The 25,705-nt window shown below is 58.2% G+C and carries 20 protein-coding genes, 1 tRNA gene and 2 pseudogenes; 17 read left to right on the top strand and 6 right to left on the bottom strand.

Translation table 11 applies throughout. From position 1 onward, the window contains the following. Window positions 1-80: 80 nt before the first annotated feature. Together ACYZUA_RS14580 and ACYZUA_RS14575 are read left to right on the top strand one after the other, a co-directional pair. Entirely contained in the window at window positions 81-1,706 is a 1,626-nt protein-coding gene (locus ACYZUA_RS14580; RefSeq protein WP_461963797.1) for an NADP-dependent glyceraldehyde-3-phosphate dehydrogenase, read from the top strand. Between the two features lie 12 nt (window positions 1,707-1,718). Continuing rightward, a pseudogene (locus ACYZUA_RS14575) lies at window positions 1,719-1,844 on the top strand (FUSC family protein); the annotation flags it as partial. Between the two features lie 50 nt (window positions 1,845-1,894). Here the strand turns inward: ACYZUA_RS14575 and ACYZUA_RS14570 are convergent. Continuing rightward, window positions 1,895-2,791, bottom strand: coding sequence for a DMT family transporter (locus tag ACYZUA_RS14570; RefSeq protein WP_046055161.1), 897 nt, complete (start codon window positions 2,789-2,791; stop codon window positions 1,895-1,897). A 136-nt stretch (window positions 2,792-2,927) separates the two neighbouring features. Between ACYZUA_RS14570 and ACYZUA_RS14565 the strand changes: the two genes are divergently transcribed. Then, entirely contained in the window at window positions 2,928-3,365 is a 438-nt protein-coding gene (locus ACYZUA_RS14565) for an Lrp/AsnC family transcriptional regulator (RefSeq protein ID WP_461963795.1), read from the top strand. A 65-nt stretch (window positions 3,366-3,430) separates the two neighbouring features. Here ACYZUA_RS14565 and ACYZUA_RS14560 read toward each other — a convergent pair whose 3' ends face one another. Continuing rightward, a complete protein-coding gene (locus tag ACYZUA_RS14560) occupies window positions 3,431-4,102 on the bottom strand; it encodes a Bax inhibitor-1/YccA family protein (RefSeq protein WP_461963793.1) in 672 nt (223 codons plus the stop codon). Window positions 4,103-4,224: 122 nt separating this feature from the next. On the opposite strand from ACYZUA_RS14560, the gene ACYZUA_RS14555 reads away from it, so the two are divergent. Together ACYZUA_RS14555 and ACYZUA_RS14550 are read left to right on the top strand one after the other, a co-directional pair. Next, a tRNA-Ser gene (locus ACYZUA_RS14555) sits at window positions 4,225-4,312 on the top strand. A gap of 165 nt (window positions 4,313-4,477) precedes the next feature. Next, a pseudogene (locus ACYZUA_RS14550) lies at window positions 4,478-4,697 on the top strand (site-specific integrase); the annotation flags it as partial. A gap of 699 nt (window positions 4,698-5,396) precedes the next feature. Here the strand turns inward: ACYZUA_RS14550 and ACYZUA_RS14545 are convergent. The 4 genes from ACYZUA_RS14545 to ACYZUA_RS14530 form a co-directional block, all read right to left on the bottom strand. Beyond that, window positions 5,397-5,774, bottom strand: coding sequence for a fe2+ zn2+ uptake regulation protein (locus ACYZUA_RS14545; RefSeq protein ID WP_461963791.1), 378 nt, complete (start codon window positions 5,772-5,774; stop codon window positions 5,397-5,399). Between the two features lie 70 nt (window positions 5,775-5,844). Next, complete coding sequence (locus tag ACYZUA_RS14540) at window positions 5,845-8,085, bottom strand: TonB-dependent receptor (RefSeq protein ID WP_461963789.1); 2,241 nt, start codon at window positions 8,083-8,085, stop codon at window positions 5,845-5,847. A 110-nt stretch (window positions 8,086-8,195) separates the two neighbouring features. Beyond that, window positions 8,196-8,597 (bottom strand): ParB N-terminal domain-containing protein, encoded by a 402-nt coding sequence (locus tag ACYZUA_RS14535; RefSeq protein WP_150655993.1) that lies wholly within the window; start codon window positions 8,595-8,597, stop codon window positions 8,196-8,198. A 25-nt stretch (window positions 8,598-8,622) separates the two neighbouring features. Then, the gene (locus ACYZUA_RS14530; RefSeq protein ID WP_461963786.1) at window positions 8,623-9,513 is read right to left on the bottom strand and encodes an HpcH/HpaI aldolase/citrate lyase family protein; all 891 of its coding nucleotides are present in this window, start codon (window positions 9,511-9,513) and stop codon (window positions 8,623-8,625) included. A gap of 609 nt (window positions 9,514-10,122) precedes the next feature. Between ACYZUA_RS14530 and ACYZUA_RS14525 the strand changes: the two genes are divergently transcribed. The 12 genes from ACYZUA_RS14525 to ACYZUA_RS14470 all read left to right on the top strand — a co-directional run bounded on the left by ACYZUA_RS14525 (window position 10,123) and on the right by ACYZUA_RS14470 (window position 25,251). Then, window positions 10,123-11,517, top strand: a complete 1,395-nt coding sequence (locus ACYZUA_RS14525; RefSeq protein WP_461963784.1) for a Y4yA family PLP-dependent enzyme — start codon at window positions 10,123-10,125, stop codon at window positions 11,515-11,517. Between the two features lie 14 nt (window positions 11,518-11,531). Further along, entirely contained in the window at window positions 11,532-12,575 is a 1,044-nt protein-coding gene (locus ACYZUA_RS14520; protein ID WP_461963782.1) for a PLP-dependent cysteine synthase family protein, read from the top strand. A 28-nt stretch (window positions 12,576-12,603) separates the two neighbouring features. After that, a complete protein-coding gene (locus ACYZUA_RS14515) occupies window positions 12,604-13,764 on the top strand; it encodes an NAD/NADP-dependent octopine/nopaline dehydrogenase family protein (RefSeq protein WP_095129817.1) in 1,161 nt (386 codons plus the stop codon). 36 nt (window positions 13,765-13,800) lie between these two features. Beyond that, window positions 13,801-15,651, top strand: coding sequence for an IucA/IucC family protein (locus ACYZUA_RS14510; protein ID WP_461963779.1), 1,851 nt, complete (start codon window positions 13,801-13,803; stop codon window positions 15,649-15,651). A 13-nt stretch (window positions 15,652-15,664) separates the two neighbouring features. Continuing rightward, window positions 15,665-16,909, top strand: coding sequence for an MFS transporter (locus tag ACYZUA_RS14505; protein WP_461963776.1), 1,245 nt, complete (start codon window positions 15,665-15,667; stop codon window positions 16,907-16,909). A gap of 15 nt (window positions 16,910-16,924) precedes the next feature. Beyond that, a complete protein-coding gene (locus tag ACYZUA_RS14500; protein WP_461963774.1) occupies window positions 16,925-18,109 on the top strand; it encodes an aminotransferase class V-fold PLP-dependent enzyme in 1,185 nt (394 codons plus the stop codon). A gap of 85 nt (window positions 18,110-18,194) precedes the next feature. Then, window positions 18,195-18,710, top strand: a complete 516-nt coding sequence (locus tag ACYZUA_RS14495) for a sigma-70 family RNA polymerase sigma factor (RefSeq protein ID WP_127926867.1) — start codon at window positions 18,195-18,197, stop codon at window positions 18,708-18,710. After that, on the top strand, window positions 18,711-19,688 hold the full coding sequence (locus ACYZUA_RS14490) for a FecR domain-containing protein (RefSeq protein WP_461963772.1): 978 nt from the start codon (window positions 18,711-18,713) through the stop codon (window positions 19,686-19,688). A gap of 97 nt (window positions 19,689-19,785) precedes the next feature. After that, on the top strand, window positions 19,786-22,200 hold the full coding sequence (locus ACYZUA_RS14485; RefSeq protein ID WP_461963770.1) for a TonB-dependent siderophore receptor: 2,415 nt from the start codon (window positions 19,786-19,788) through the stop codon (window positions 22,198-22,200). 62 nt (window positions 22,201-22,262) lie between these two features. Continuing rightward, on the top strand, window positions 22,263-23,444 hold the full coding sequence (locus tag ACYZUA_RS14480) for an ABC transporter substrate-binding protein (protein WP_461963979.1): 1,182 nt from the start codon (window positions 22,263-22,265) through the stop codon (window positions 23,442-23,444). Beyond that, window positions 23,441-24,502, top strand: a complete 1,062-nt coding sequence (locus ACYZUA_RS14475) for a FecCD family ABC transporter permease (protein WP_095129830.1) — start codon at window positions 23,441-23,443, stop codon at window positions 24,500-24,502. The genes ACYZUA_RS14480 and ACYZUA_RS14475 overlap by 4 nt, the downstream gene beginning before the upstream one ends. Then, the gene (locus ACYZUA_RS14470; protein ID WP_309677054.1) at window positions 24,496-25,251 is read left to right on the top strand and encodes an ABC transporter ATP-binding protein; all 756 of its coding nucleotides are present in this window, start codon (window positions 24,496-24,498) and stop codon (window positions 25,249-25,251) included. Before ACYZUA_RS14475 ends, ACYZUA_RS14470 begins: the two co-directional genes overlap by 7 nt. The last annotated feature ends 454 nt before the right edge of the window (window positions 25,252-25,705 follow it).

Genomic DNA, 25,705 nt, shown 5'->3' with positions numbered 1-25,705 from the left:
AAGATGAGCCATGACAAGCGAGTCCCAGGTCTGCTAAAACGATTCATCAGTGCATCACCCAATCCAGACGGGGTAGCGACATGACCACAGCACACATCCTTGGCAACCTGTTTCCCGACGCCACCGACATCCCGGAAAAATACCGCCTCGACGGCCAGACCGAGCAGCGTGAATACCTGGTCGACGGCGAGCTGAAAACCTGGTCCGGGCCCCTCGCCCAAGTCCGCAGCCCGGTGTACCTGACGGGTGAAAATGGCGATGAACAAGTGATCCTTGGCAGCACACCGCTGCTCGACGCTGACACCGCATTGACCGCCCTCGACGCCGCCGTCCGCGCCTATGACCGGGGCCAGGGTTTGTGGCCGACAATGCGCGTGGCCGAGCGCATCCAGCACGTCGAAGCCTTCCTCGGACGCATGCGTGAACAGCGCGAAGCCGTGGTCAAGTTGCTGATGTGGGAAATCGGCAAGAACCTCAAGGACTCGGAGAAAGAGTTCGACCGCACCTGCGACTACATCGTCGACACCATCAACGCGCTCAAGGAACTCGACCGCCGCTCCAGTCGCTTCGAACTGGAACAGGACACCCTCGGGCAGATCCGCCGCGTACCGCTGGGTGTGGCGTTGTGCATGGGACCTTACAACTACCCGCTGAACGAAACCTTCACCACGCTGATCCCGGCGCTGATCATGGGCAACACCGTGGTGTTCAAACCGGCCAAGCTGGGTGTGCTGCTGATTCGTCCGTTGTTGGAGGCGTTCCGTGACAGCTTCCCGGCCGGGGTGATCAACGTGATCTACGGCAGCGGCCGCGAGACCGTCAGCGCGCTGATGGCCAGCGGCAAGATCGATATCTTCGCGTTTATCGGCACCAACAAAGCCGCCAGCGACCTCAAAAAACCTCATCCAAAACCGCACCGCTTGCGTGCGGCGTTGGGCCTGGACGCGAAAAACCCCGGCATCGTGCTGCCTGAGGTGGATCTGGACAACGCGGTCAGCGAAGCGCTTACCGGCTCGCTGTCGTTCAATGGTCAGCGCTGCACCGCGCTGAAAATCCTCTTCGTCCATGAAGACGTGGTCGAGGCGTTCATCGATAAATTCAATGCCAGACTCGCCAACCTCAAACCCGGCATGCCGTGGGACAGCGGCGTGGCGCTGACGCCATTGCCGGAAGCGAGCAAGGTCGATTACCTGCACTCGCTGGTGGCGGATGCCGTCGACAAAGGCGCCACCGTGGTCAACCCCAACGGCGGTGAATCCCGCGCTTCGTTCTTCTACCCCGCCGTGCTGTACCCGGTGACGCCGCAGATGCGCGTTTATCAGGAAGAACAATTCGGCCCGGTCGTGCCGATCGTGCCTTACCGGCATCTGGACACCGTGATCGATTACGTCCTGGAATCGGACTTCGGCCAGCAGCTGAGTATCTTCGGCACCAACCCGGTGGCGGTCGGCCGACTGGTGGACACCTTCGCCAACCAGGTCGGCCGGATTAACCTCAACGCCCAGTGCCAGCGCGGCCCGGACACCTTCCCGTTCAACGGACGCAAGAACTCCGCCGAAGGCACGCTGTCGGTGCATGATGCGCTGCGGGTGTTTTCAATCCGGACACTGGTGGCGACCAAGTTCCAGGAAACCAACAAAGAACTCATCAGCGAGATCATCAGCGGACGCAGTTCGAGTTTCCTGACCACCGATTACATCTTCTGAGGAAACCGAGCCTATTTTGCGATGGCCGTGGTTTGCGGGTTCTTCTCGTACCACGCCATCGGCAAGGGCGGTTACACCGCGCTGCTTTCGGCGATTACCGTGTTTATCGTCGCGGGGTATGGCGACAATCCGATTACCGCCTGGCCAATACGGCACCGCGCTGGAACATCTGACATTTTTTTTACGGGTTACTGCGTTGTCACCGTCCGACGAAACTTCAGGCTCCAACCCTGTTGCATACCGGCAGCGGCCAACAGAATTGCGGCGACACCGATCCATTGCAGCGGCTCCAGGCGATGGCCGAAGGCAAACCAGTCAACGAAAATCGCCGCAATCGGGTAGATGAACGACAGCGCACCAGTCAGTGCCGTCGGCAGTTTTTGAATCGCGCCGTAGAGCAGCACGTACATCACGCCGGTGTGAACAATGCCCAGCGTTACCAGACTGGCCCACGCGCTCGGCGCTTGCGGCAGAGCCGAAAAGTGCGCGAATGGCGCGAGTAACAGCACGCCGGTGGTGACCTGAATCAGCGCGATCAGATGCGGCGGTGTGCCGGTCAGGCGCTTGATGATCAACGCGGCAATCGCGTAAAGAAATGCCGCCCCCAGCGCCAGCGCGATGCCCATCAGGTAATCATTGCCGCTCTCGCCCTGCCCGCCATGTGCGCTGACAATCGCCAGCATCCCGAGAAACGAAATGCCCAGCCAGAACAGTTTCTGCAGGGTGATTTTCTCGTTGAGAAACAACGCGGCCAACCCCACCAACATGAACGGCTGAACGTTGTAAACCGCAGTGCCGATGGCAATCGAGGCACGGGAATAAGAAGCAAACAACAGCACCCAGTTGCCGACAATCGCCACGCCGCTGAGCACCGCCAGCAAGAACGTGGTGCGGGTCAGAATGCCGGGACGCAGGAAGCCGAATGCCGCGCAGATCAGCAACAACGTGCCGGCGCCGAACACGCAACGCCAGAACACTACGTCCAGTACCGGTTGCCCGGACACCAGCACGAACCAGCCGATAGTCCCGGAAATCAGCATGGCGGCGGTCATTTCAAATGACCCGTGACGTATTGTTTTGTCCATCATCAGACTCCTGTGTTTGAGCCCAAAGTATGCCAATCCGCCGAGGGGCTTCTCCAGAGCAAAAAGCAGGCTAAACTCGAAATCTGCCTTTTTTATCAAGGCAGTTTGAATTTATTGCCTAATAGAGGTTTTCGCCATGACCGACGATATCGACCAAGTGCTGATCACGGCATTGATGGAAGACTCACGCCGCTCGCTCAAGGCCCTGGCGCAAATCAGCGGGCTGTCTTCGCCCAGCGTCGCCGAGCGTCTACGCCGCCTCGAAGAGCGTGGCGTGCTCAAGGGTTACACCGTCGAGATCGACCCCAAGTGCTTTGGCTATCAACTCCAGGCCATCGTCCGCATTCGTCCGCTGCCAGGCCAGTTGCAGGAAGTGGAACGGCAGATTCAAGCCATCCCGGAGTTCACGGAGTGCGACAAGGTCACCGGCGACGACTGTTTCATCGCACGCCTGCATGTGCGTTCGATGGAGCAACTGGACACCCTGCTCGACCGCCTCAACACCCTTGCCGAAACCAATACAGCGATCGTCAAGAAAACCCCGGTCAAGCGCAGCTTGCCACCGATGGCGTGATCATTTATTCAAATCGCGGGCAAGAAAAAACCCGCCGAAGCGGGTTTTTTCCTCAAGGCTGATGATTAGTCATCGCGGCTCATGAGGCCGAACAGCTGCAACAAGCTGATGAACAGGTTGTAGATCGATACATACAGGCTAATGGTAGCCATGATGTAGTTGCGCTCGCCGCCGTGAATGATGGCGCTGGTCTGGAACAGAATGCAGACCGAGGAGAAAAGCACGAAACCTGCGCTGATCGCCAGTTGCAGACCGCTGATCTGGAAGAAGAAGCTGGCAACCACCGCACCCAGCAACACGAAGAAACCAGCAGTGATGAAACCACTGAGGAAACTCATGTCCTTACGGGAGATCAGCACATAGGCCGACAGACCACCAAACACCAGCGCAGTCATTGCGAAGGCCGAACTGACGACTTCAGCACCGCCCTGCATACCCAGGTAACGGTTGAGGATCGGGCCGAGCAGGAAACCCATGAAACCGGTCAGGGCAAATGCCGACACCAGGCCCCAAGCCGAATCACGGAGTTTGTTGGTTAGGAAGAAAAGGCCGTAGAAACCGATCAGCACCACGAAAATGTTCGGGTAGCCGACACGCATCTGCTGAGCGACAAACGCCATCACGCCGCTGAATGCGAGAGTGAGAGCGAGTAAGCCGTAAGTGTTGCGCAGGACGCGGCTAACCTCTAGCTGCTCAGCCTGCACGCTGTTATTAACTGCGTAATCCTGTTCGCGCATGGCGACACTCCTGTTGGTTTGAAACGTTCAGTCGCAAAGATCATAACAGACGCTCTGTAACAAGCTATGCAGAGAGTTTGACAGTGTGTTTCATTCAGGTATTATGGCGCCCGCAACGCAACGGAGGTGTGGCCGAGTGGTTTAAGGCAACGGTCTTGAAAACCGTCGACTGTAACAGGTCCATGAGTTCGAATCCCATCGCCTCCGCCATATTTGTACCGACAAAGCCCTGATTAGTCAGGGCTTTGTCGTTTCTTGCTTCTGTAAAAAACCTCCCAGCCCATACCTTAGCCCTTGGATTTTCGTAGTTCTACGTGGAACGAAAAAGACAACATATTTCATAACTAACTGTTTTTTTTATTTTTCGAGCCAAACAGAATACTGAGCGCGACCAAGATGCAAGCCTTGCGTCAGCCTGGACGTCATCAATCGCTGCCAAAATCATGTACTGGCCGACTCCCGAGTGAGACGCCACTTCCTGCATCACGATTTTGCCGACGAGAAGAAACCCACCTCGAATCTGTTGGGCGATCGACTCACTCATTGCTGTCTTGTCCTCAACTTACGAGCCCCGCCGATCGAGACGATAATGTAACTTCCAGCATCCGCCGCCACTGGATCCCTACTGCCTTTAATCGGATAGGTAGGTTTCCCGAAGCTCCCAACTGAAAGCGGATGGAGGAAAACTCAGGGCAGTCAGCCATCCTAGGAAAAAAAACGAGCCGGGTTGATGTACGGAAATCGACTGCCCCGTAATTTTCTCAAGAAACTGCTCCGGAAGAATGCGATCAACCGCCGAAAGGATCATTTCCGCAACCCTGTGGGAATTGGTACCGGCAAATGACTGGGCACTCGGCCGCATGGCGACCTCAGGGTCGGCGAAAGATCGCCATTGGCAGCTGTCACTTATTTACTGTAAGCGCATTCGTTTGATGTCCCGTTGCGGCGGCTCTCCGAACAGACGGCTGGAATTCAATCAGCCCCCCCCCGTTTCGGTCGCTCGTGTTCTGAGGGCGAGAGGGGGCAATATTGGGGGCAACGCCAGGTTTTTTTCGCCTTGAAAGCTCTGATCTAGAGCCAAGTCAAAATGCTCTTTGACGACCCTGAGAGTCTTAAAGGGGATGGCATATGACTTTCATGGGTTCGCACCTTGAGCGCGCGATTAGGCTCAGGCATGACGACACATGTCGCGGGTGAATCATGACAAGTGTTGAAGCCCGTAAAAGCCTCGACACTTGTCACTGCTCAAACCTGATCGAGGGCCGCGACGAAAACAGCCAATCGAAAACACCTTTCAGCCATCCAGATGCTGCTTCAGCATCGCCCAGGCTTCGTCGGTGATACGGTAGCTCTTGTCGGCCTGAAGCAGGATCACGCCCTCGTCGCACAGGCGTTTAAGCACTTCGCGCACGCTGACAAATGTCATCCCGGCAGACAGCGACACCAGATAGGCATGCACCCCACGGACACCGACGGCACGCCCATTCAAAGTGGCGGCGACCAGCGCATTGAGGACCTTGAAGCGGATCAGACTCGCGCGCAGTCCATAGAAACGTAGCAATTCACGGATGTGTTCATTCGAGCTGCGATCACATACGAACGCCAGCTGATTGGTCGCTGTCCGAAACGGTGAAGGTGCACTTACAGCCGCTGAGCCTGAGTTGTTCAACATGCGAATACTCCCTTTCCGAAATGTTCAGATGGGGTTGCTACATCTGCCGTAGCAACCCTTCCCGTCTTCATCAGAAGTCGACGGTGGCCGACAGCTGCAAGGTCCGCGGATAACCCGGGGAAAATGCGCCGTACGAAGCAACGCCCGACCAGTACTCACGATCAAACACGTTCTGCACGGTGGCGCGGAACGTCGTCGGCCGGCCTTCGATCTTGGTGGCATAACGCGCGCCAGCATCGAAGCGGGTCCAGGAATCCAGCTCCTGCGTATTGGCCTGATTGACGTATTGGCTGTCGGTGTAAATGGCACCACCGGTCAGAGTGAAGCCTTCAAGCCATGGTGTATCCCATTCGGCCCAGAGGTTGGCTTGCACGTCCGGCACACCCACCGGTTTGTTGCCGCGGTTGGCCGCTGTCGCCGAATCGGTCAACTCGCCGTCAAGCACAGTCACGCCCCCCATCAAGCGCGTGCCCGGCGCGACTTCGCCGAACATGCTCAACTCGATGCCGCGGTTACGTTGTTCGGCCTGCACCGAGAACACGTTGCCGACGCCGATTTCACCACTCGGCTTCTCGATCTGGAACAACGCCAGCGTGGCCATGAACGTACCGTGCTCATATTTGACGCCAAGTTCATGCTGCTTCGATTCGTACGGGGCAAACGTCTCACCGGCGTTGGCCGCCGTGCCTGGTGCGATGTCTCCTTTACTCAAGCCTTCAACATAATTGTAATAGAGCGAGACATCTTCCCAAGGCTTGACCACCACGCCAACCAGTGGAGTCGTGGCACTGTCGTTGTATTTCGAGCTGACCGAACCTGCGGCGTTGTAGTTGCGTGATTCGATGTCCTGGCGACGCACACCGAGGGTCAACTGAAAGCGGTCATCAAGCATGGACAACGTGTCAGTCACCGCGACGCCGGACAGATCCGATTCGGAAATACGCAGCACCTTCGGCGAGTTGATGAATTGCTTGGGCACATCGATCGGGTGGTAAATGTTCGAACGGATTTCGGTGCCGTTGTTGATCCCTCGGGACAGTTCATCCTGATACTGGGTCGCCATCACCGTGGTCGTGTGAGTGATCGGCCCTGTAGCGAACACGCCGCGGATGCCGACATCGGCCGTCGAACGATCGACGTTGAATTTGTAGTAACCGGGAATGTTGCTGGTATCGCCTGCCTCATTGAGGATTCTCGGCACCTGATCGGACATCCGCTTGACGTCTGACTTACCGCCCCCGGCATGGGCAAACACGGTGACCGAATCACTCAGGTCATATTCGCCGCCCAGCAATGCCGACTGCTCCTTCGTATCTGACCATCCCCAGTCCTGCGACAAGTTGGTACGACCATTGGGCGCGGATGGGACATCAATACCAGGCGCGACAGTGAAAGGCCTCGACGGAGCATCGAAGCTTTCTTTCTGGCTGATGAAATCAAGATTCAAGCGCAAGCGCTCGCCGCGATAATCAAGCGCAATGGCACCGATACCCAAGTCTCGCTGCTGATCATCAACGGCAGTGTCCCCACCCCGCAGGTTACCGTTGAAGCGCAAACCGAACTGATTTTCCTCGCCAAAACGACGGCTGACATCCAGATGACCGCCAACCTGAGAGTCCGAGGCGTAACTGGCGGTAAAACGGGTCAGGTCTTCGTCCAGCGGGCGTTTGGGAACGATATTGATCACACCGCCAACGCCACTGTTTGGCGAAATGCCGTACATCAGGGCACCCGGCCCTTTGAGCACTTCGACACGTTCGGCGTACTCGGTGAATACGCGGTAGTTGGGTGCCACGCCATACACGCCATCGAACGCCAGTTCGCCCAGATTGCCTTCACCGACCGGAAAGCCACGGATGAAAAACGAGTCGACGATGCCGCCCGTCTGACCGGTGGAGCGCACCGAAGGATCACGTTCCAGTGCATCGGCCACGGTCACCGTTTGCAGGTCAGCCAAGGTCTTGGCGGTGTAACTGGTCACGCTGAACGGGGTGTCCATCACGTCCTTGTTGCCCAGCATGCCCAGGCGGGCCCCGCGCGCAACCTGGCCACCGGCGAACGCTTCCGGCAATGAGGTCGCGCCGTTGTAGCGGGCGTTGATGTTGGTGGTGCCGAGGGTCAGCGTATCCGTGCCGTCATCGGTCGGCGTCGCAGCCGAAATGTTCGAGGTCTTGTCGGCAGCAACGGCTTGTTGCTCAGGGCTGGCGGCCCAGGCGTTGGCGCTTCCTGCGACCAAAACAAAATTCAGCATGGCGGTACGAATGGCGAGTGTTAACACGCGCTCACCGCAAGGACGACTGACAACAGGCATGACGTGAGGATCCTTTTCATCAAGGGAAAATGGTAATCACTCCTATTGCCAGTCGATCTGCGAAAAAGTATCACTCGCAGTAAAGTTTTTTTGCTTCTGTGCAGCCAAGGCTACGCGTACAAGTGTTCCAGCGGTATCGCGACCACCGGCAACGCGGGGTCAAAAGCGTGTCGGGTGGTCTTGTACGGAAAGATCTCGCCGCGAGCGATCGTGGTGAAAATTCGCGCCACTTCGAACGCCTGTCCAGTCTGCCAATGCCGCACACACACCCGCGGATCGGTGTAATCGAGCTGGATGCACGGCACTCGCTTCAAGCCCAACTGCAACGCCGCGTTGAATCGGTGATTGCCGTCCATCACGATGCCTTGCGAGCGCTCGACGATGATCGGCTCCAGCCAATGCCCGGCCCGGATAATCGACTCGCGCAGCATCGTCACGTTAACCGGGTCGACCTGCTCCGATTGCAGCACTTCGCAAATCGGCCGCAGTGCAATCTGATAACCGTGTTCCATGGTTGATCTCCTGATTCGCCGGGGGTCAGCAGGCATTTGCGCGGACAATCGGCGCGTATTGGCTGGCCATATCGAGCAGCCGCTCGGCGTATTCGATCAGCGGCAAGTCGACCATCTCGCCATCCACTTGCACCGCATGACTGCCCGTTGCCACCGCCCTCATCACCCGGTCGGCCCACGCCAATTGGCGCGAATCCGGCAGGAAAGCGCGCTGCACCGAAACCAGTTGCGAGGGGTGGATGCACAACTTGGCGCTGAACCCCAGCGAGCGTGCGTAATGCGAGTCTTTGGCGACCACCGCCAGATCGCTAATTGCCGGTGTAACCCCGTCGATTGGAGACGGCAAATCCGCCGTGCGCGAAGCCAGCACAATGCGGTTGCGGGCGAAGAGAAAAGCCTCGGGAGTCTGGCTGCAGTTGATATCGAGCGAGAAATCCAGTGAGCCGAACGCCAGCCGCGCCAGACCCGGAATCGACGCAATCGACTCGACCTGTTGCAGGCCCTTGGCGGTCTCGATGATGGCAACGATCTTCAGTTCCGGTTGCCACTCCAGTAGGCGCTCGACCACCCGTGTCAGCGCCTCGGGGCATTCGGCCTTGGGCAGGAAAATCCCGCTGCAACGTCCGGGGTAGCGCATGTCGCTGAGCCAGGTCAGGTCCTGGCGGAACAGCGAACTGCTCACGCTGTTCAGGCGGATGTAACGTTCGCAGGCGACGCTCGGCGTAGCCTCTTGCCAGGCCCAAATGGCGGCGCGTGCGGCGGCTTTGCTGTCCGGATGAACGGCGTCTTCGAGATCCAGGATGATCGCGTCCGGCCCTGCTTCGACGGCTTTGGAAAACCGCTCGGGACGGTTGCCCGGCACGAACAGGTAGCTGATCGCGAGTGGGGTTTTGCTGCTGAGTCGATCGGATTGCATGGTGTTGCTCCTTGGCGTGAACCAGTCGTGATTTCTGAAAATTTTCAGGCCCCTTCAGCGGCAGATTTGCATGCTGTTCCGGGGCTTCTCGCAACAGCCCTTAACGCCTTATTGTTCAAGGAATTAAGGAACTTTTTATCTCGGGGCGAACGAGTCCTTGAGCGTGTAAATACACGTTCATGCGTTCGCCTTGAGCAGGTCTTAATTCAAAATATTTGAAAACCTTACTTGATAATCGTTCCCGTTCGCAATATTGTTCACGCCGCCAAGAGGAACTATCCTCGCTTCAAAGCAAATTATCAGTATCTCGGTAACTACCTGTCAGTGATGTCATTTGAATGTCAGTTACGGGTATTTACAGGGGATTGGCCCTCAACTAGTGGCCAATTAATACGGCCGTACAAACCTTATGGAATGGGGTTCTCATGCAATTGTTTTGTGAACCATTTATTACGATCAGCGCTTCGAACCCGGATCCGGATTTCTCCTGGCATCCGCCTCCAAATTGTTTAAACCTCGTATCTGACGTGTAAAAAGACTACATACGTCGATAACGCTTAGTTATCGAAACATCAATGGCGACGTCATTTACGGCGCCAGGGGTTAACTATGCCTACAACAAATACACCACCTATCGAACAACGAAATAAAGTTCATCATCCGGAGATGTTAAAGCCGCTGACTGACCCACTTATTTCCACGTTCATCAATGACTTTCCGGGCACACTTAAAGACTTGGTCAAACAACACGGTTCACCATTGAATCTGGTCTGGCCCCATGCCTTTGAATTAAACACACATGCTTTGCTGGCGGTGTTGAAGCAGTACAACGTGCCTCATGCCCTCTTTTACGGGGCCAAGGCCAACAAGTCCCAGAGCATGCTCAGTGCAGCGGCAAATTCCGGGATCGGCGTTGATGTGTCGAGCATCCACGAGTTGCATGCAGCGCTGCGAGCCGGCACGCCAGCAGAAAAAATCTGTGCCACAGGACCGGCTAAAACTGCCGCGTTTCATCAAGCACTGATCAGCGCCGGTTCATTGACTTGCGTGGACTCGCTGGAAGAGTTTGATCACCTGAAAAGCGTGATCGACGCACAGCCAAGCCTTGCCAAAGCCAAAGTTTTACTGCGCTACAGACCTAAGAGCAGTCCAAGGAGTCGATTTGGAATGGGCTCGGAAGATTTGCTCGAAGGCCTTCAACGGTTGACGAAATACGCTGAGTCTTTTCACTTCGAGGGTTTCCATTTCCATCTCGGCGGCTATGGATTTGAATCCCGTGCACAAGCCTTTCGTGAGGTCACCGGGTTCGTCGAGGCGGCCAGGGAAATGGGCTTGAATCCGCAGATGATTGATATTGGCGGCGGCCTGCCGATTCGTTATGTCGAGCCCCAGGACTATGCTCGGTTCCTGCAAAACGACAATAACCCCAGCCATTATTACAACCTGAAAGTTCCCGCCACTTTTTACCCTTACGGCGGCGACCTGACAGCGCCGCAATGGTTGACGTTATTACTCGAGGCCGAACACTCACAAGGCCTCTCCATTGCAAACTATTTGAACCAACAGAATATAGCCCTGGCACTGGAACCCGGTCGAAGTCTGGTGGACCAGGCGGCCATTTCAATATTTCGCGTAACACGCACAAAAAAACTGGCCGACAACAAAACCGTCATTTTTGTTGAGGGCAGCAGTTTCAGCGCCTGCGAAACCTGGTTCGCTTCTGAATACCTGATTGACCCAATACTGATCAGCACAAAAGAACTGCCCGACACACCGACCCAAGCGTATATCGCGGGCCATAGCTGCCTGGACGATGACGTCATCACTCATCGCCTGATCCACTTTGCGACTGTGCCTCAAGCCGGCGACTTATTGATTTACATCAATACCGCCGGTTATCAGATGGACTTGCTGGAAAACGAGTTTCATCGCCACCCCCTGCCCCGGCGGTTGACGGTGACCTGTTGTACGGAAGGTAACTTTGCGTTTTCACCTGACTACTAAAGGGAACAATTGAAATGATCTTGAACAAAGTATCTGACCTTATTGGCAATACACCGATGTTGGGCATTGATATTCCGGACACCAACGCCCGTTTGTTGTTGAAGATTGAAAAAAACAATCCCGGCGGCAGTATCAAAGACCGTATGGCGCGCAACATGGTATTGGCTGCGCTGAAGTCCGGTCGATTGAAACCCGGCGGTGTGGTCGTCGAGTCGTCCTCCGGCAACACCGGGATTGGCCTGGCCATGGCAGCGGTCGAGTTCGGCCTGCACTTTATCGCTGTGGTCGACCATCACGCGGCGCAAGACAAGATCGCGGTGATGAAGGCTCTGGGTGCCGACATTCGTTTCGTCAAAGGTACGTATCGCGAAGATGAAGTCGCGGTGGTCGAGCGCCAGAGGATGGCAGCCGAACTGGCGGCCGAGATCCCCGGGGCTGTGTTCATGAACCAGTCCGACAACGCAGCCAATGCCGGCGGCTACAGTGATTTCGTCCGCGAAACCATCGCTCAGGCTGAAGGCGTTATCGGCGCTTACGTTGGATGTGTCGGCACCGGCGGTTCGATGACCGGCATCGCTCGCGGCTTGAAAGTGCACAACCCGGACACCGTGACCGTCGCGGTGGAACCCGCCGGTTCGATCGTCTTCGGCCACCCCGGCTATCCCTACTACCAATCCGGCACCGGTACGCCGGCCGGTGACACCGTCGGCCTGGTGCTCGACTACAGCTGCATCGATCTGGGTGTGCAGGTCACCGACTCTCAGGCGTTCGAAACGGCCCGCTACATCGCGCGCAACTTCGCCCTGCTGGTCGGAGGCTCGACCGGTGGTGCGATTTTCAAGGCGCTGGAGCTGATCCACAAAGGCGTACTGACCGGCAACGTAGTTGTGCCGATTGCCGACGGCGGCGAGAAATACCTGCACACCGTGTTCGACGATAAATGGCTGCAAGAGCGCGACCTGATCGACCCGAGCATCGCACCGCAACTGGATGCCTGGCTGGGCAAGACCCAATGGCTGGAATCCGTTTCCGCGCCGCTGCAACTGAGCGTCGCATGACTCACCGATCACACAGGAACGCCTCTCGATGAATCTGTTGAAAGTCGCCATCTGTGGTGGCGGCAGGACCGGCCATCTCAACGCCATACTGTTCAAGCAGCTGCCCAACGTTCAGGTTTCGATGCACACGCATAATCCGGAGGTCATCGAACAGCACGCCCGACACACGCCGATGCAGGCCTTGCTGCCCGATGGCTCGACCCTGAGTGCCCGGCTGGATCGGGTAACCAGCGATGCAAAAGCGGCGGTGGAAGATGCCGACATCGTCATCATCACCGTGCCCGCCCATGCCCGACCGCAAACGCTGAAGGCCATTGCGCCGCATCTGAGCGCGAGCAAACCTGTTTACGTCGGCGCGATTCCGGGATTTTGTGGTTTCGACTGGCTGGCTGAAGCCACCCTGCCCGATCGGCCGAATGTAGTGATCTGGGGCATGAAGGATGTTCCGCATACTGCGTTCGAGCTGACACCGGGGCGCTCGATCAAAATGGGCGGCGGCAAAAGCCAGTTGTATGTGGCGACCCATGCCCGCGAGTCGCAGGCGTCCAGTCAGCAACTGGAGGAAATCCTGACGCGGTTGTACGGCCCGTGCGTGACGATGCTCGACCACTATCTGGAAATCACCCTGACGCCGGGGAACCCGATCATGCACAGCTCGGTGATCTACGGCCTCATCGGCCCGTACGGCCAGTGGCATCGCAAGATCTTCCCGCAACGCATGTGTTGGTGGACCGAGTGCCCGGAACTGGGCGCTTACTTCCTCGAACGCATGGATCAGGAAAGTCAGGACTTGTGCGCAGTGATCAGCCAGCGACTGGGCATCGACCTGTCCTCGGTGAAATCCCTGAAACAGGAAATCGTCGAGGCCTACGGCGAGCAGATCCGCGACCAGAGCAGCATGCTGTCGATCCTGCGCACCAATCAGGCCTACAACGACATCCTCGCGCCGATGGTGCCAGCCGCCGGCAACCGCGCCGGTTACGTGATCGAGCGCGAGAGCCGCGCCTTCAACGAAGACGTCGCCTACGGCCTGGTGCTGCTGGTGGAAATGGCCAAACGTTTCGACCTCAAGGTGCCGTATATCGAGGAAGTCCTTCAGTGGAGCGTGGCCTACATGCAAGGCCTGCGCGACTCGGCGCTCGATTACTTCCCGAGCCACTGGCCACACACGACAAACGCCGCCGCTTGATCTCTTTACTCAATTTACGACGAGCAGACCGCTGATATGAATGACTTCAAGACACTCATCGCCTACTCCCGCAAAAACGCCATGCGTCGCTTGGTTCGCTGCCTTTTTGCGGAAAACATCCTCGACCGTTCGGCCCTGAGCTTTTCCGTCGAGGGCAACCAGGCCACTTACCCGCTCAAGGGCGGCCGCGCCCACCTGGCTTTTTCCGACATCGCCAAAGGCCCGGCCGACACGGTGGTCAATGACGGTGACGTGGTGCTGGTGACCGACGAAGGTGTGCGCCAGGTCATCACCAGCCATCAGGACATGCTGGATGTGCTGCGCGACAGCTTCGACTTCGAACCTACTGACGAAGGCGTGGCCGGGCTCAAATCCGACATGGAAAACAGCCTGACCAACGACGCTCACGCCCGTCAGCATCGCCAGCAATGGAACGCCCGACTGCAACAGGCCGCCAAGGATCAAGGGCTCAACAGCTTCACTGACTACCTGCGCCAGCACGCCAAGACCAAGGACGCCGCGATTCTGCTCGACCAGTGGGGTTCACTGGAAGGCCATCCGTACTACCCGACGTGGAAAGCCCGGCCGGGCCTGACCGATGAGGAAGTCGAGCAACTGTCGCCCGAGTTCAACGCGCAGGTGCCGCTGCGCATCGCCGCGTTGCGCGCCGACAACGCAAAAAGTGAAAGCATGCCTCACGTGACCAGTTACCACGACTGGTTCGCTGGCAACTTTCCGGCGCAATGGGAACAATGGAAAGCCTCGCTCAACAGCAAGGGCCTGGACGAAACCGAGTGGCTGCCGCTGCCGATTCACGCCTGGCACTTGCAGGCCTATGTGCTGAAGACCTTCGCGGCGGAAATCGAAGAAGGCATCCTGATCACCGACGGCCCGGACATCCCAACCCTGCCGACCATGTCCTACCGCACGATGATGCCGGTGCTGGACGAATGTGCGCCGCTGATCAAATTGCCAATCGCCGTATGGATGACCAGCGAGCTGCGCAGCCTGCAAGCCAAATCGATTCACATGGGACCGCGCATCAGCACGCTGATCACCAAGATTCTGGAGGCCGAAAACGGCTTCGATCAGCGCCTGGAAATCTTCCCGGAAGAAATCGGTGTGCGTTACAAAAACGCGGTCACCCAGGACGATCATCCGGGCCGTCATTTGTCCGTGGTCTATCGCGCCAGTGCGCCAGCGTTCGAACGCAATGACGATTGCCTGCCGATTACCGTCGCCTCGCTGTTCACTCGTTTGCCCGGCAGCGGTCGGCCATTGTTCACCGATCTGATCGAGCGTGATGGCGTGCGGGCCAATGCAGCGCAGGTCGAGGGCTGGTTCCGCGAGTACGCCAAAGTGGTCACCCACCCGGTGGTAGCGATCTATTTGATGTACGGCATCGGCCTCGAAGCCCACCAGCAAAACACCATGGTGCTGTTCTCCCCCGACGGCAAAGCACGTAGTCTGCTGATCCGTGATTTCGGCGATGGCCGCACCTATGCGCCATTGCTGGAAGAACGTGGCTACAGCCTGCAACCGCATGTTCAGCCGGGTATTCTGCCGACGGTGTTCTGCGGTGATATCGAGCCGGTGCGCATGTTTGTGCTGGACGCGGCGTTCCTCACGCATCTGCACGAGATCGCCCTGTGGCTGACCAAGGAGTACGGTTTGAACAACACGCGGCTGTGGCAAGTCTTGCGCGAGGAAACCGACCTTGCCTTCGAGGCCGTGCGCGATCGTGTATCGTCGACAGTGTGGGAAACCGAGCATAAGGCATTCGTCGAAGATCCATGGCCGACCCGGTCGTTGTTGCGCATGCACTTGATGCAGTACAGCAACTATCGTTTGCAACACACCCTGACCAACCCGCTCGCTAGCGTTTAACCGAGGCTGACTCATGTCCCATGCAGGTGTCATCCAGGGTTCAAGAGTACGAATCCTGATTTATCTTCTATTTGCGATCCAGTTGGTGTCGATGGGGGCGATGGAAATGAGCGGGCCGTTCTGGCCTGTCCACCTGCGTGGGCTGACGACTTCGGAGTCGGTTTTCAGCTTCGCCAGCATCGCCGTGTACGTCGGGCCGATGCTGGGCATTATTCTGACCAGTGCATTCTGGGGCCGTATCGGTGATCGCTACGGCCACAAGTTGATGATGATCCGCGCCCTCGCCGGTTTGTCTTTGACCCAGCTTGGGCTGGCCCTCTTCACTGACATCTGGGTCATTCTGATCCTGCGTTTCCTGCAAGGCGCGTTCGCCGGATACATCGCTCCGGCGCAGGCGTATGGCGTCAGCATTGAAGCGCCTTCGCGACGGGCGCGGCTGTTCGCCATTCTGCAAATCTCGACCAACGTCGGCTCACTGCTGGGTGCGGTAGTTGGTGGTTTGATCCTCGATTACGCGACGTTCTTCTGGATCAACATCATCGCCTCGGCGTTGTGTGCGGTGTGCACCGTGATCGCCGCCGTGACCTTGCCGGATGTGCCGCCGGTGAAGAAAGCAGTGGTCGCGGACAAGCCCGCGCCGGCCAGCCGTTCCGACAGCCTCTGGCAAGGTTCGCCGTTGCTGTCGCTGCTCGGCGTGATGGGCATTCTGTTGCTGGCGCGGATGCTGCCGCAAACGTCGTTCTCGCTGTATGTCAGCTCGGTGTTCGAGGTCAGCAATTCAGTGGTCGGCCTGTGCTACGGCTTGCTGGCGCTGGGTTTCATTTTGTCGGCCACTGCGTGGTCGCGTTATTTCGAACACCGTGGCCAGCAAGACACTTTGCAGCGCATGACCTACGTCGTCATCGGCTGCATCGTCCTCACCGCCGTGGCGGGCGTCACCCGTAATCCGCTGGTGTTCGTCATCGCCTACTTTATCTGGGGCGTATTGCTGGGTGCGACCACGCCAGTGTTGATGGCGCTGATCTCGAAAACCGCCGACAGCTCGCAGCAGGGCCATGTGCTGGGAATCGCTCAGGGCACCGCGCAATTTGCCTCGATTGCAGGGATCTCAGCCGGTGGTCTGCTCAGTCAGGTCTACGGTTTGCAGTACACCTATCTGTTCGTTTGCCTGGCCTACGTCGTGGCGCTGATCCCGATTGTTGCGCTGCGTTACTGGCCTGCGGTGATGCAACCGAGTCCTGCCCCGCCCGGGGATTGATCAAGGAGTTAGCTTTTGAACATTGAACAACTGCGTGCCGACACACCCGCCGTCACGCAACTGATCCACTTCAACAACGCCGGCGCGGCGCTGATGCCCGCGCCGGTGATCGAAACCATGACCCGCCACATTCAGCTTGAAGCGAGTCTTGGCGGGTATGAAGCGGCCGGGCACCAATCGGCTGAAGTGGACAATGTCTATGGCGCCATCGCGCGCCTGATCAACGCGCAACCGGATGAAATCGCGGTGATCGAAAACGCGACGCGCGCCTGGGACATGGCGTTCTACTCATTGCCGCTGCAACCCGGCGATGTGGTACTGACGTCGACTACCGAGTACGCCGGCAACTACATTCCTTATCTGCAATTGAAGCAGCAGCGCGGCATCGAGATTCGCGTCATTCCCAACGATGAGCACGGCCAGGTCTCGTTATCGGCGCTCAAGGATATGCTCGACGATGATCGGGTTGCGCTGATCTCTCTGCCCGTGATCGCCACCAACGGCGGGCCGGTGCAACCCATCGAGCAGATCGGCGCCCTCGCCCGCGCGGCGGGTGTGCTGTTTTTGCTCGATGCTTGCCAGGGAGTTGGGCAGATGCCGATTGATGTGCAGAAAATCGGTTGCCACATGCTCGCTGCTACCAGCCGCAAATACTTGCGCGGACCGAGAGGGATGGGATTTTTGTATGTCGAAAGATCGCTGTGCCAGAACTTGGAGCCAGCGTTTCTCGACCTGCATGCAGCGTCTTTGCAAACCGCGGACGCGTTCAAAATCCGCCCCGATGCACGGCGTTTCGAAAACTGGGAGTGTAATGTCGCCGCCAAACTGGGCCTCGGGGCAGCGGTGGAATACGCACTGGCCCAAGGTATCGAACCGATGTGGCTGCGGATTCAACATCTGGCGGATTATCTGCGCCAGCGACTGGCAGATATCCCGGGCGTGACGCCGCGAGACCTGGGGGCGGTCAAATCCGGCATCGTTACCTTCACTCATTGCAATAGCAGCGCCGCGCAGGTTCAGCAGTGGCTGGCCAGTCAGGAAAAACGCATCAACGTCACCACCTCGACGTTCCGCTCAACCCTGCTCGACATGCAGCACAGGGACTTGCCGGAGGTCAGCCGCGCGTCACTGCATGCGTACAACACCGAGGCGGAAATCGACACGATGATTGCTGCGTTGCGCCGTCTGCCGCAAGTCTGAACAGGACAACAATCGGCGCTTGCGTCGCAGCGGGTTTGTAAACTAGCATTGGGAATACTTCTCAATTGCATGAAAATCTGCAGCCATGAGCGAAACCCTTCCCGCGAATAATGACAATCACCTGCGCGCGATCGAAGCCCTGTACAGCGGCCATCACGGCTGGCTGTACGCGACGCTGAGGAAAAAACTGGGTAACGCCATGGATGCGGCGGATCTGGCGCAGGACACTTTCACCCGCATCCTCGCGTCCCAGGTCACCGTCATCGAGCAACCTCGCGCGTACCTGAGCTGCGTGGCCAAAGGCATTCTGGTGAACTGGTATCAACGTAAGGCGCTGGAACGCGCCTACCTCGATGCCCTCGCTCATGTGCCTGCGCCGGAAGTGCCTTCGCCGGAACTGCGTTTCATGGTACTGGAGACCCTGCACGAAATCGACGCGATGCTCGACGCCCTGCCACCGCTGGTCAAACGCGCATTCCTGCTGTCGCAGATCAGCGGCCTGAAATACGACGACATCGCCGAGCAATTGGGCGTTTCGCTGATCACCGTCAAACGCTACATGAAGCAAGCCTTCGTGCAGTGCCTGTTGCTGGTGGAATGAATGCTCGCACGGCGCAGTGAACCGCACCTCGACCACCTGGCCCTTGAAGAAGCGGCCGACTGGTTGATCCGCATGAGTGAAAGCGAACTCAGTGACACCGAACGTGCCGAATGGGACTGCTGGAAAGTCAGCACGCCCGAACGCAGCAGAGCCTGGTCGCGCGCGCAGTTGTTGCAAACCAAACTCGGCGGCTTGCCACCGTCACTGGCCATGTCGGCACTCGATCGCCCAAGCAGCCCGGAACGGCGCGCGGCGCTGGGCAAACTGGCGATGATTCTGGCGATCCTGCCAGCCGGTTGGGGCAGCTGGAAACTGGCCGAATCGCAGCAGTGGTCCGCCGACTATCACACGGCCGTCGGTCAGCAGCGCGAACTGACTCTGGCCGATGGCTCGAAAATCACCCTGAACACCGACACCGCCATCGACGTGCTGTTCGACGCCAGTCAACGCCTCATCCACCTGCGCGAAGGCGAAATACTGGTGCAAACCGCACCGGACATTTCCCCGATGGCCCGCCCCTTTCTGGTCAGCACCCGTCAGGGCCGCATGCAGGCACTAGGGACACGGTTTACCGTTCGAGAACTGCAACCTCGCACTCACCTTGTCGTGCTGGAAGGCGCGGTGAAAGTCGAACTCGCGGAAAATCGCCAAAGCACACCGCTGATCGTCAATGCCGGTCAACGCACCGACTTTTCTTCCCATACGTTTGGCCAGCTCAGCGTCGCCGACCGCTACGTCGGCGCCTGGACCCAAGGCATGCTGATGGCGGACAAAATGCGCCTGGCCGATTTCGTCGCCGAACTGACGCGCTATCGCCGTGGCTTCGTGCGTCTCGATCCGGCACTTGCCGATCTGCGCATTTCCGGCGCCTACCCCATCAGCGACAGCCAGCGCACGTTGAACATGCTGGCGCAAACCTACCCGATTCTCGTCAGCGGCCATTTGAATGGCTACTGGGTCATGCTCTCCCCGGCCTGAGTCAAAAAATATTTACCGAACCGGTGATACTTTTTTTGATCTTGACTGGCTACAGGGGAGAAGCACTTTTTCGCCCTGTTCATAGGCTCATTCATCCATGCTTGCTGCACGCCTCCTGCGCCCGGATCGTCAGTTCAAACCAGTTGTTCGCAGTGCGTTGCTAAGCCTTGTCCTGATCGGTGCCGTTTGCCCGTTTGCCTTGGCCGTCGTGCCGGTGCAACTGGACGCTGTCGCGGTCCGCGCCTACAACATCCCCGCCGGGCCACTCGGTGCCACTCTGTCGAGCTTCGCGGTGGGCGCCGGCATTGCTCTGTCGTTCCAGCCATCGTTGACCGAAGGCCTGACCAGTCCTGCGCTGATCGGCAGTTTCTCTACCCAGGAGGCGGTCAATCGTTTGCTGGAAGGCAGTGGCCTGGACATGGTTTTACGCAGCGACGGCAGCTACACACTGGTCCCGCGCCGGGTGACACTGGATGAAACGGCCGTCATCGGCACTGAAAAGCGCGCCGATTCTTTGCCGCAGGTGTATGCCGGCGGCCAGGTGGCCAACGGCGGACGATTGGGCATTCTGGGCAATACCGATGTGATGGACGCGCCTTTCAGCGTCAGCACCTACACTTCGGCACTGATCAAGGATCAACAGGCAGTCACCGTCGGCGACGTGCTGGAGCGCGATTCATCGGTACGCTCCACTGGCCAGACCGGGGGGATTGTCGACTCGTTCTTCATCCGTGGCTTTCCCGTCGGCGAAGGCAATTTGGGGGAACTGGCATTCGACGGCGTGTACGGCGTGGCGCCCAACTACCGGGTGTTCACCGAATACGCCGAGCGTATCGAACTGATCAAAGGCCCCAGCGCCCTGCTCTATGGCATGTCACCGAACAACGCGGTCGGCGGCGTCATCAACGTGGTGCCCAAGCGCTCCCTCGATGAAGACCTGACCCGTTTCACCGCCAGTTACGCCATGGACTCGCAGCTCGGTGGTCACCTCGATGTCAGTCGGCGTTTCGGTGAAGAACGCCGCTTCGGTGTGCGCATCAACGGCAGCACACAGCTGGGAGATACGGTGATCGACGATCAATCGCGCCATGTCGATATCGGCGCCATTTCCCTCGATTATCAGGGCGAACGCCTGCGCACCACCTTTGATTGGCTCAACCAGAAAGAAAGCTTCGACGCTGCCTCACGACCGTTTCTGATCGCTTCGGGCGTGGACATTCCCTCGGCCGCCAACGGCCGAACCAATGTCAGTCAGGATTGGGGTTGGTCGACAACCCGTGACAAATCGGCGTTGCTCAGCGGCGAATACGACCTCAGCGACACCCTGACCGTGTTCGCCCACGCGGGCGGCGGCAAATCGGATGTTGCTCGGATGTCCGACCAGACCCCGACCATTATCAACGCCGCTGGCGACACCTCGTCGATCCCCGGTTACTACAAGTTCGAAGTCGAGCGTTACACCGTCGACGCCGGTGCGCGCCTGCGTTTCGACACCGGGCCGATCAGTCATCGCACGGCTTTGCAGGTCAGTCGTTACCGCGACGTGTTGTCTCGCGGGATCATTTCCGGCGCGCCGATCCTCTCCAATATTTACCACCCGGTGGATCGCCCGAAGCCTTCCATCCCTAAGCCGGACACGCCAAAAGTGTCCGAGAGCGAACTGACCGGCGTGGCGCTGGCTGACACGCTGTCGATTCTGGATGACCGTGCACAGATGACCCTCGGCATGCGCAAACAGAACATCAAATCCGACAACTACAATGCGTCCGGCGTCGTCACCACGTCCTACGATGACGGCCGAACCACACCGTTGTTCGGGACAGTGCTCAAGCCCTGGGATCACGTTTCGTTCTACTACAACTACATTGAAGGCCTGAGCAAAGGCGACATCGCGCCCTCCACCGCTTCCAATGCCGGCGAGATTTTCGCCCCTTACATTTCCCGTCAGCATGAACTCGGGGTCAAGGCCGACTACGGCACCTTCACCTCCACCCTCAGCCTGTTTCAGATCACCAAACCCAGCGGCGAACTGACCTCCGGGGTGTTTTCGGTCCAGGGCGAACAACGCAATCGCGGGCTGGAGCTGAATGTATTCGGCGAAGTCACTCCGGGCACTCGTGTGCTCGGTGGAGTGACCCTGCTCAATGCCGAACTGACCAAAACCGGCGTGGCCGCCAACCGTGGCAATAAACCGGTCGGCGTACCCGAAGTTCAGGCCAACCTCTGGGCCGAATGGGACACCTCGTGGGTCGAAGGTTTGACGCTGACCGGTGGCGCTATCCACACCGGCAGCCAGTACGTGAATCAGGCCAACACGCAAAAACTGGATGACTGGACCCGTTTCGATGTCGGCGCACGCTACACCACCCGCATCGATGAACGACCGACCACGTTCCGCGCCACCGTGCAGAACGTGTTCGACCACGAATACTGGTCGGGCGTCGCCTCTTATGGCGCGTTCTCCCAAGGTTCACCGCGCACCTTATTACTGTCGGCGACTGTCGACTTCTGAAACGTTCAGCCGGATGACGGTGTGAACCGTTGACCGAACTGACTTTTGCAAAGGCTTTGACCATGGTGATTTTTGATCGACGCAGCCTCGCTTTTGCTGCGCTGTTACTGGCAGGACTGCTGAGCCTGTATTCGCTGATGCCGCGCAATGCCCACGCCACCGAAGCAGACGCGGCGCGCACCGAAGTCACCGACCTCTTGGGGCGCAAGGTCAAGGTTCATTTGCCGGTCAGGCGGGTCATCCTCGGTGAAGGCCGGCAGTTGTATCTGGTCGCCGCCCTCGACACTCAAAACCCGATCGAGCGCATCGTCGGCTGGCGCAAGGATCTGATCCAGTCGGACCCGGACACGTACAACGCCTACCTGCGTAAATTCCCCGGCATCGCCAAGATCCCCACCTTCGGCGGGTTTGAGGAGGGCACTTTCGACATCGAGCAGGCCATCTCGCAGCGCCCGGACGTGATCATCCTCAACATCGAGGCGCAGCACGCCACCGAAGATGCGCGCTACATCGAAAAGCTCGACGCCCTGGGCATCCCGGTGGTGTACGTCGACTTTCGCAACAATCCGATCCAGAACACCGAACCGACCATGCGCCTGTTCGGCCAACTGTTCGGCAAGGAGCAACGAGCCGAAGCCTTCATCGATTTCCGTAACCAGCAGATTCATCGCGTCACCGACATCATCGAGAAACAACACCCGCCCCGCCCCAGCGTGTTCATTGAGCGCATCGGCGGCTACACCGATGATTGCTGCCTGAGTTTCGGCAACGAGAACTTTGGCCTGTTCGTCGATATGGCCGGTGGCGACAACATTGCCCGCCGCATCATTCCAACCACGTTCGGCCAGTTGAACCCCGAGCAAGTCGTCGTTGCCAATCCTGCGCACGTAGTGGTCACCACCGCCAACTGGGAAGCTTTTGCCCCCGGCGGCCACTGGGTCGGCGTCGGTCCGGGCGCGGACATGACAGAAGCCAGGAAAAAACTCGCGTGGTACACCCAGCGTCCGGCCTATGCCGGCATCAAGTCCCAGGACAATCAAGCCTTCCATGCCATCTGGCATCAGTTCTACAACAGTCCCTACCAATTCGTCGCCATTCAGCAAATGGCGAAATGGTTCCATCCGGAGCTGTTTGCCGATCTTGATCCGGACGCGTCATTCCGCGAACTGCATGAGCGCTTCCTGCCGGTACCGTATGAGTCAGGCTACTTTGTCAGCCTGCGCCAACCCGAGGTCAAGCCATGAGCTCATTGACCGACGCCGTGGTTGTGCAGCGCGAAACCTACCGTCGTCTGGTGCTGCGTAAACGCCTGATTCTTTCCGGGTTGGTAATTCTGTTGATGTGCAGCGTGCTGCTCGATCTGGCCCTGGGTCCGGCGAGCTACAGCCTCAGCGAAGTGCTCGGCGCACTGTTTTCGCCAGACAGCGCTTCACCGCAGGTGCGCGTGGTGATGTGGGATATCCGCTTGCCGGTGGCGTTAATGGCGGTTGCCGTTGGCGCGGCGTTGTCGCTGGCCGGCGCGCAGATGCAGACGATCCTCAACAACCCGTTGGCCAGCCCATTCACCCTGGGTATTTCCGCCGCCGCCAGCTTCGGCGCGGCGTTGGGTTTGGCATTCGGCGTCGCGCTGTTCCCGCTGGCGGCGCAATTCATGGTGCCGCTGAACGCGTTCATCATGGCCATGCTGTCGGCGCTGCTGATCCACTTTCTGAGCATGCGTCGCGGCGTCACCGCCGAAACCATCGTGTTGCTCGGTATAGCGCTGGTGTTCACCTTCAATGCGCTGTTGGCGCTGGTGCAGTTCTTCGCCACCGAACAAGCCGTGGCCGCCGTGGTGTTCTGGACCATGGGTAGCCTGACCAAAGCTACGTGGCCGAAACTCGGCATTATCTGTCTGGTGATCCTAATCACCCTGCCGATATTCGCCAAACGCGCCTGGGCCCTGACCGCCCTGCGCCTGGGCGACGACAAGGCCGCCAGTTTCGGCATCAACGTACGCAGCCTGCGCTTTCAGACGCTGATCATGGTCAGCCTGCTCGCCTCGTTTCCCGTGGCGTTTGTCGGCACAATCGGTTTCATCGGGCTAGTCGGTCCGCACATCGCCCGTATGCTGATCGGTGAGGACCAGCGGTTTTTCCTGCCAGCCTCCTTGTTGACCGGCTCGTTGATTCTGTCGGCCAGCTCCGTGGTCAGCAAAACCCTGATCCCCGGCGCGATATTCCCCATCGGCGTGGTCACGTCGCTGATCGGCGTACCGTTCTTCATATCTCTGATTCTCGGCGGGAAGAAAAACTCATGGTGAAGCTGCAGCTGGAGAATCTCGGTGCCCGCTACGGCCAGCGCGAGATCATTCGTGATGTCTCGACGGCGACGTTTTTCGGCGGTCAGGTGGTCGCCGTAGTCGGGCCCAACGCGGCGGGCAAATCGACGCTGTTCAAACGAATGGCCGGACTGATCGACGGCCCCGGACAGGTGATTTTGCAGGAGTCGAAAAAAGGGCTGACGGGCATCAGTTACATGCCGCAGGGTCTGAATGCCAGTGCGCGGTTGACAGTTTATGAATCCGTGTTGCTGGCGCGCAAGCAACTGACACCGGGGTGGGTCGTTCATGATGACGAACTGAAACTGGTCGACGAGATTCTCGCTGCGCTGGACATAACCGGATTGTCCTTTCGCAACCTCGGTGAGCTCAGCGGCGGTCAGCAACAGTTGGTGTCCATCGCGCAAACCCTGGTGCGCGAACCGGAAATACTGCTGATGGACGAACCGACTAGCGCCCTCGACATGCATCGGCAGGTTCAGGTACTGAACTTCATGCGCAGCCTGGCCCGAAAACGCGAGGTCATTGTGTTCATCGCCATCCACGATCTGAATCAGGCACTGCGTTTCGCCGATCAGGTTCTGGTAATTGCCGACGGCACCACGCAAGGTAGCGGCCCGAGTCACGAGGTGATTACCGAATTGATGCTGCGCAGCGTTTACAAGGTTGAGGCTCGGATTGAGCAGTGCAGTCGTGGACAACGGCATATCGTGATTGACGATATTGTTTGATGGCTTGCAATGATCGCCCCGGAGCACCCGGTTTTCGCCTGGTCCGGGCAATTCAATATGGAGCTACACTGAAAACCACCCAGTGCCATACTGGAATGGATTCAGCATACCCTGTCGCGATTGCCCGAGTACGTCTTGCAATCGGGGGGGCAAGTATGGAGGCAGTCGCAATAGTTTTCCGCCTGGAATCATTGATCTAGAGCCATGTCAAAATGTTCTTTGGTGAGCACGACCTTGACTGTATTTACAGGCTTCGGGCTCACCACGCTTTGTGCACGAAGCAAAAGCTTTGGCTGAACTTGCAGGCACAGATGATGACTCAATCTAGATCAGTCTCAGCCCATACTCCAGCCCATACCTTGGCCCCTGGCTTTCCGTGGTTGTACACGGAACACAAAAGACAAAAATCTTCATAACTGACTGTTTTTGAAGTTGTTTTACGCACCAAACAGAA

The sequence above is a fragment of the Pseudomonas sp. LS2P72 genome (genome assembly GCF_054897865.1).
This window is presented reverse-complemented; position numbering and strand designations above follow the sequence as displayed.

What these genes read in the sequence shown, in the direction of transcription:
- ACYZUA_RS14505 (WP_461963776.1), top strand. Translation starts at nt 15,665, where the DNA reads ATGTCCCATGCAGGTGTCATCCAGGGTTCAAGAGTACGAATCCTGATT.
- ACYZUA_RS14480 (WP_461963979.1), top strand. Translation starts at nt 22,263, where the DNA reads ATGGTGATTTTTGATCGACGCAGCCTCGCTTTTGCTGCGCTGTTACTG.
- ACYZUA_RS14490 (WP_461963772.1), top strand. Translation starts at nt 18,711, where the DNA reads ATGCTCGCACGGCGCAGTGAACCGCACCTCGACCACCTGGCCCTTGAA.
- ACYZUA_RS14470 (WP_309677054.1), top strand. Translation starts at nt 24,496, where the DNA reads ATGGTGAAGCTGCAGCTGGAGAATCTCGGTGCCCGCTACGGCCAGCGC.
- ACYZUA_RS14515 (WP_095129817.1), top strand. Translation starts at nt 12,604, where the DNA reads ATGAATCTGTTGAAAGTCGCCATCTGTGGTGGCGGCAGGACCGGCCAT.
- ACYZUA_RS14525 (WP_461963784.1), top strand. Translation starts at nt 10,123, where the DNA reads ATGCCTACAACAAATACACCACCTATCGAACAACGAAATAAAGTTCAT.
- ACYZUA_RS14545 (WP_461963791.1), bottom strand. Translation starts at nt 5,774, where the DNA reads ATGTTGAACAACTCAGGCTCAGCGGCTGTAAGTGCACCTTCACCGTTT.
- ACYZUA_RS14535 (WP_150655993.1), bottom strand. Translation starts at nt 8,597, where the DNA reads ATGGAACACGGTTATCAGATTGCACTGCGGCCGATTTGCGAAGTGCTG.
- ACYZUA_RS14570 (WP_046055161.1), bottom strand. Translation starts at nt 2,791, where the DNA reads ATGGACAAAACAATACGTCACGGGTCATTTGAAATGACCGCCGCCATG.
- ACYZUA_RS14580 (WP_461963797.1), top strand. Translation starts at nt 81, where the DNA reads ATGACCACAGCACACATCCTTGGCAACCTGTTTCCCGACGCCACCGAC.
- ACYZUA_RS14495 (WP_127926867.1), top strand. Translation starts at nt 18,195, where the DNA reads ATGAGCGAAACCCTTCCCGCGAATAATGACAATCACCTGCGCGCGATC.
- ACYZUA_RS14565 (WP_461963795.1), top strand. Translation starts at nt 2,928, where the DNA reads ATGACCGACGATATCGACCAAGTGCTGATCACGGCATTGATGGAAGAC.
- ACYZUA_RS14530 (WP_461963786.1), bottom strand. Translation starts at nt 9,513, where the DNA reads ATGCAATCCGATCGACTCAGCAGCAAAACCCCACTCGCGATCAGCTAC.
- ACYZUA_RS14485 (WP_461963770.1), top strand. Translation starts at nt 19,786, where the DNA reads ATGCTTGCTGCACGCCTCCTGCGCCCGGATCGTCAGTTCAAACCAGTT.
- ACYZUA_RS14560 (WP_461963793.1), bottom strand. Translation starts at nt 4,102, where the DNA reads ATGCGCGAACAGGATTACGCAGTTAATAACAGCGTGCAGGCTGAGCAG.
- ACYZUA_RS14520 (WP_461963782.1), top strand. Translation starts at nt 11,532, where the DNA reads ATGATCTTGAACAAAGTATCTGACCTTATTGGCAATACACCGATGTTG.
- ACYZUA_RS14475 (WP_095129830.1), top strand. Translation starts at nt 23,441, where the DNA reads ATGAGCTCATTGACCGACGCCGTGGTTGTGCAGCGCGAAACCTACCGT.
- ACYZUA_RS14510 (WP_461963779.1), top strand. Translation starts at nt 13,801, where the DNA reads ATGAATGACTTCAAGACACTCATCGCCTACTCCCGCAAAAACGCCATG.
- ACYZUA_RS14540 (WP_461963789.1), bottom strand. Translation starts at nt 8,085, where the DNA reads ATGCCTGTTGTCAGTCGTCCTTGCGGTGAGCGCGTGTTAACACTCGCC.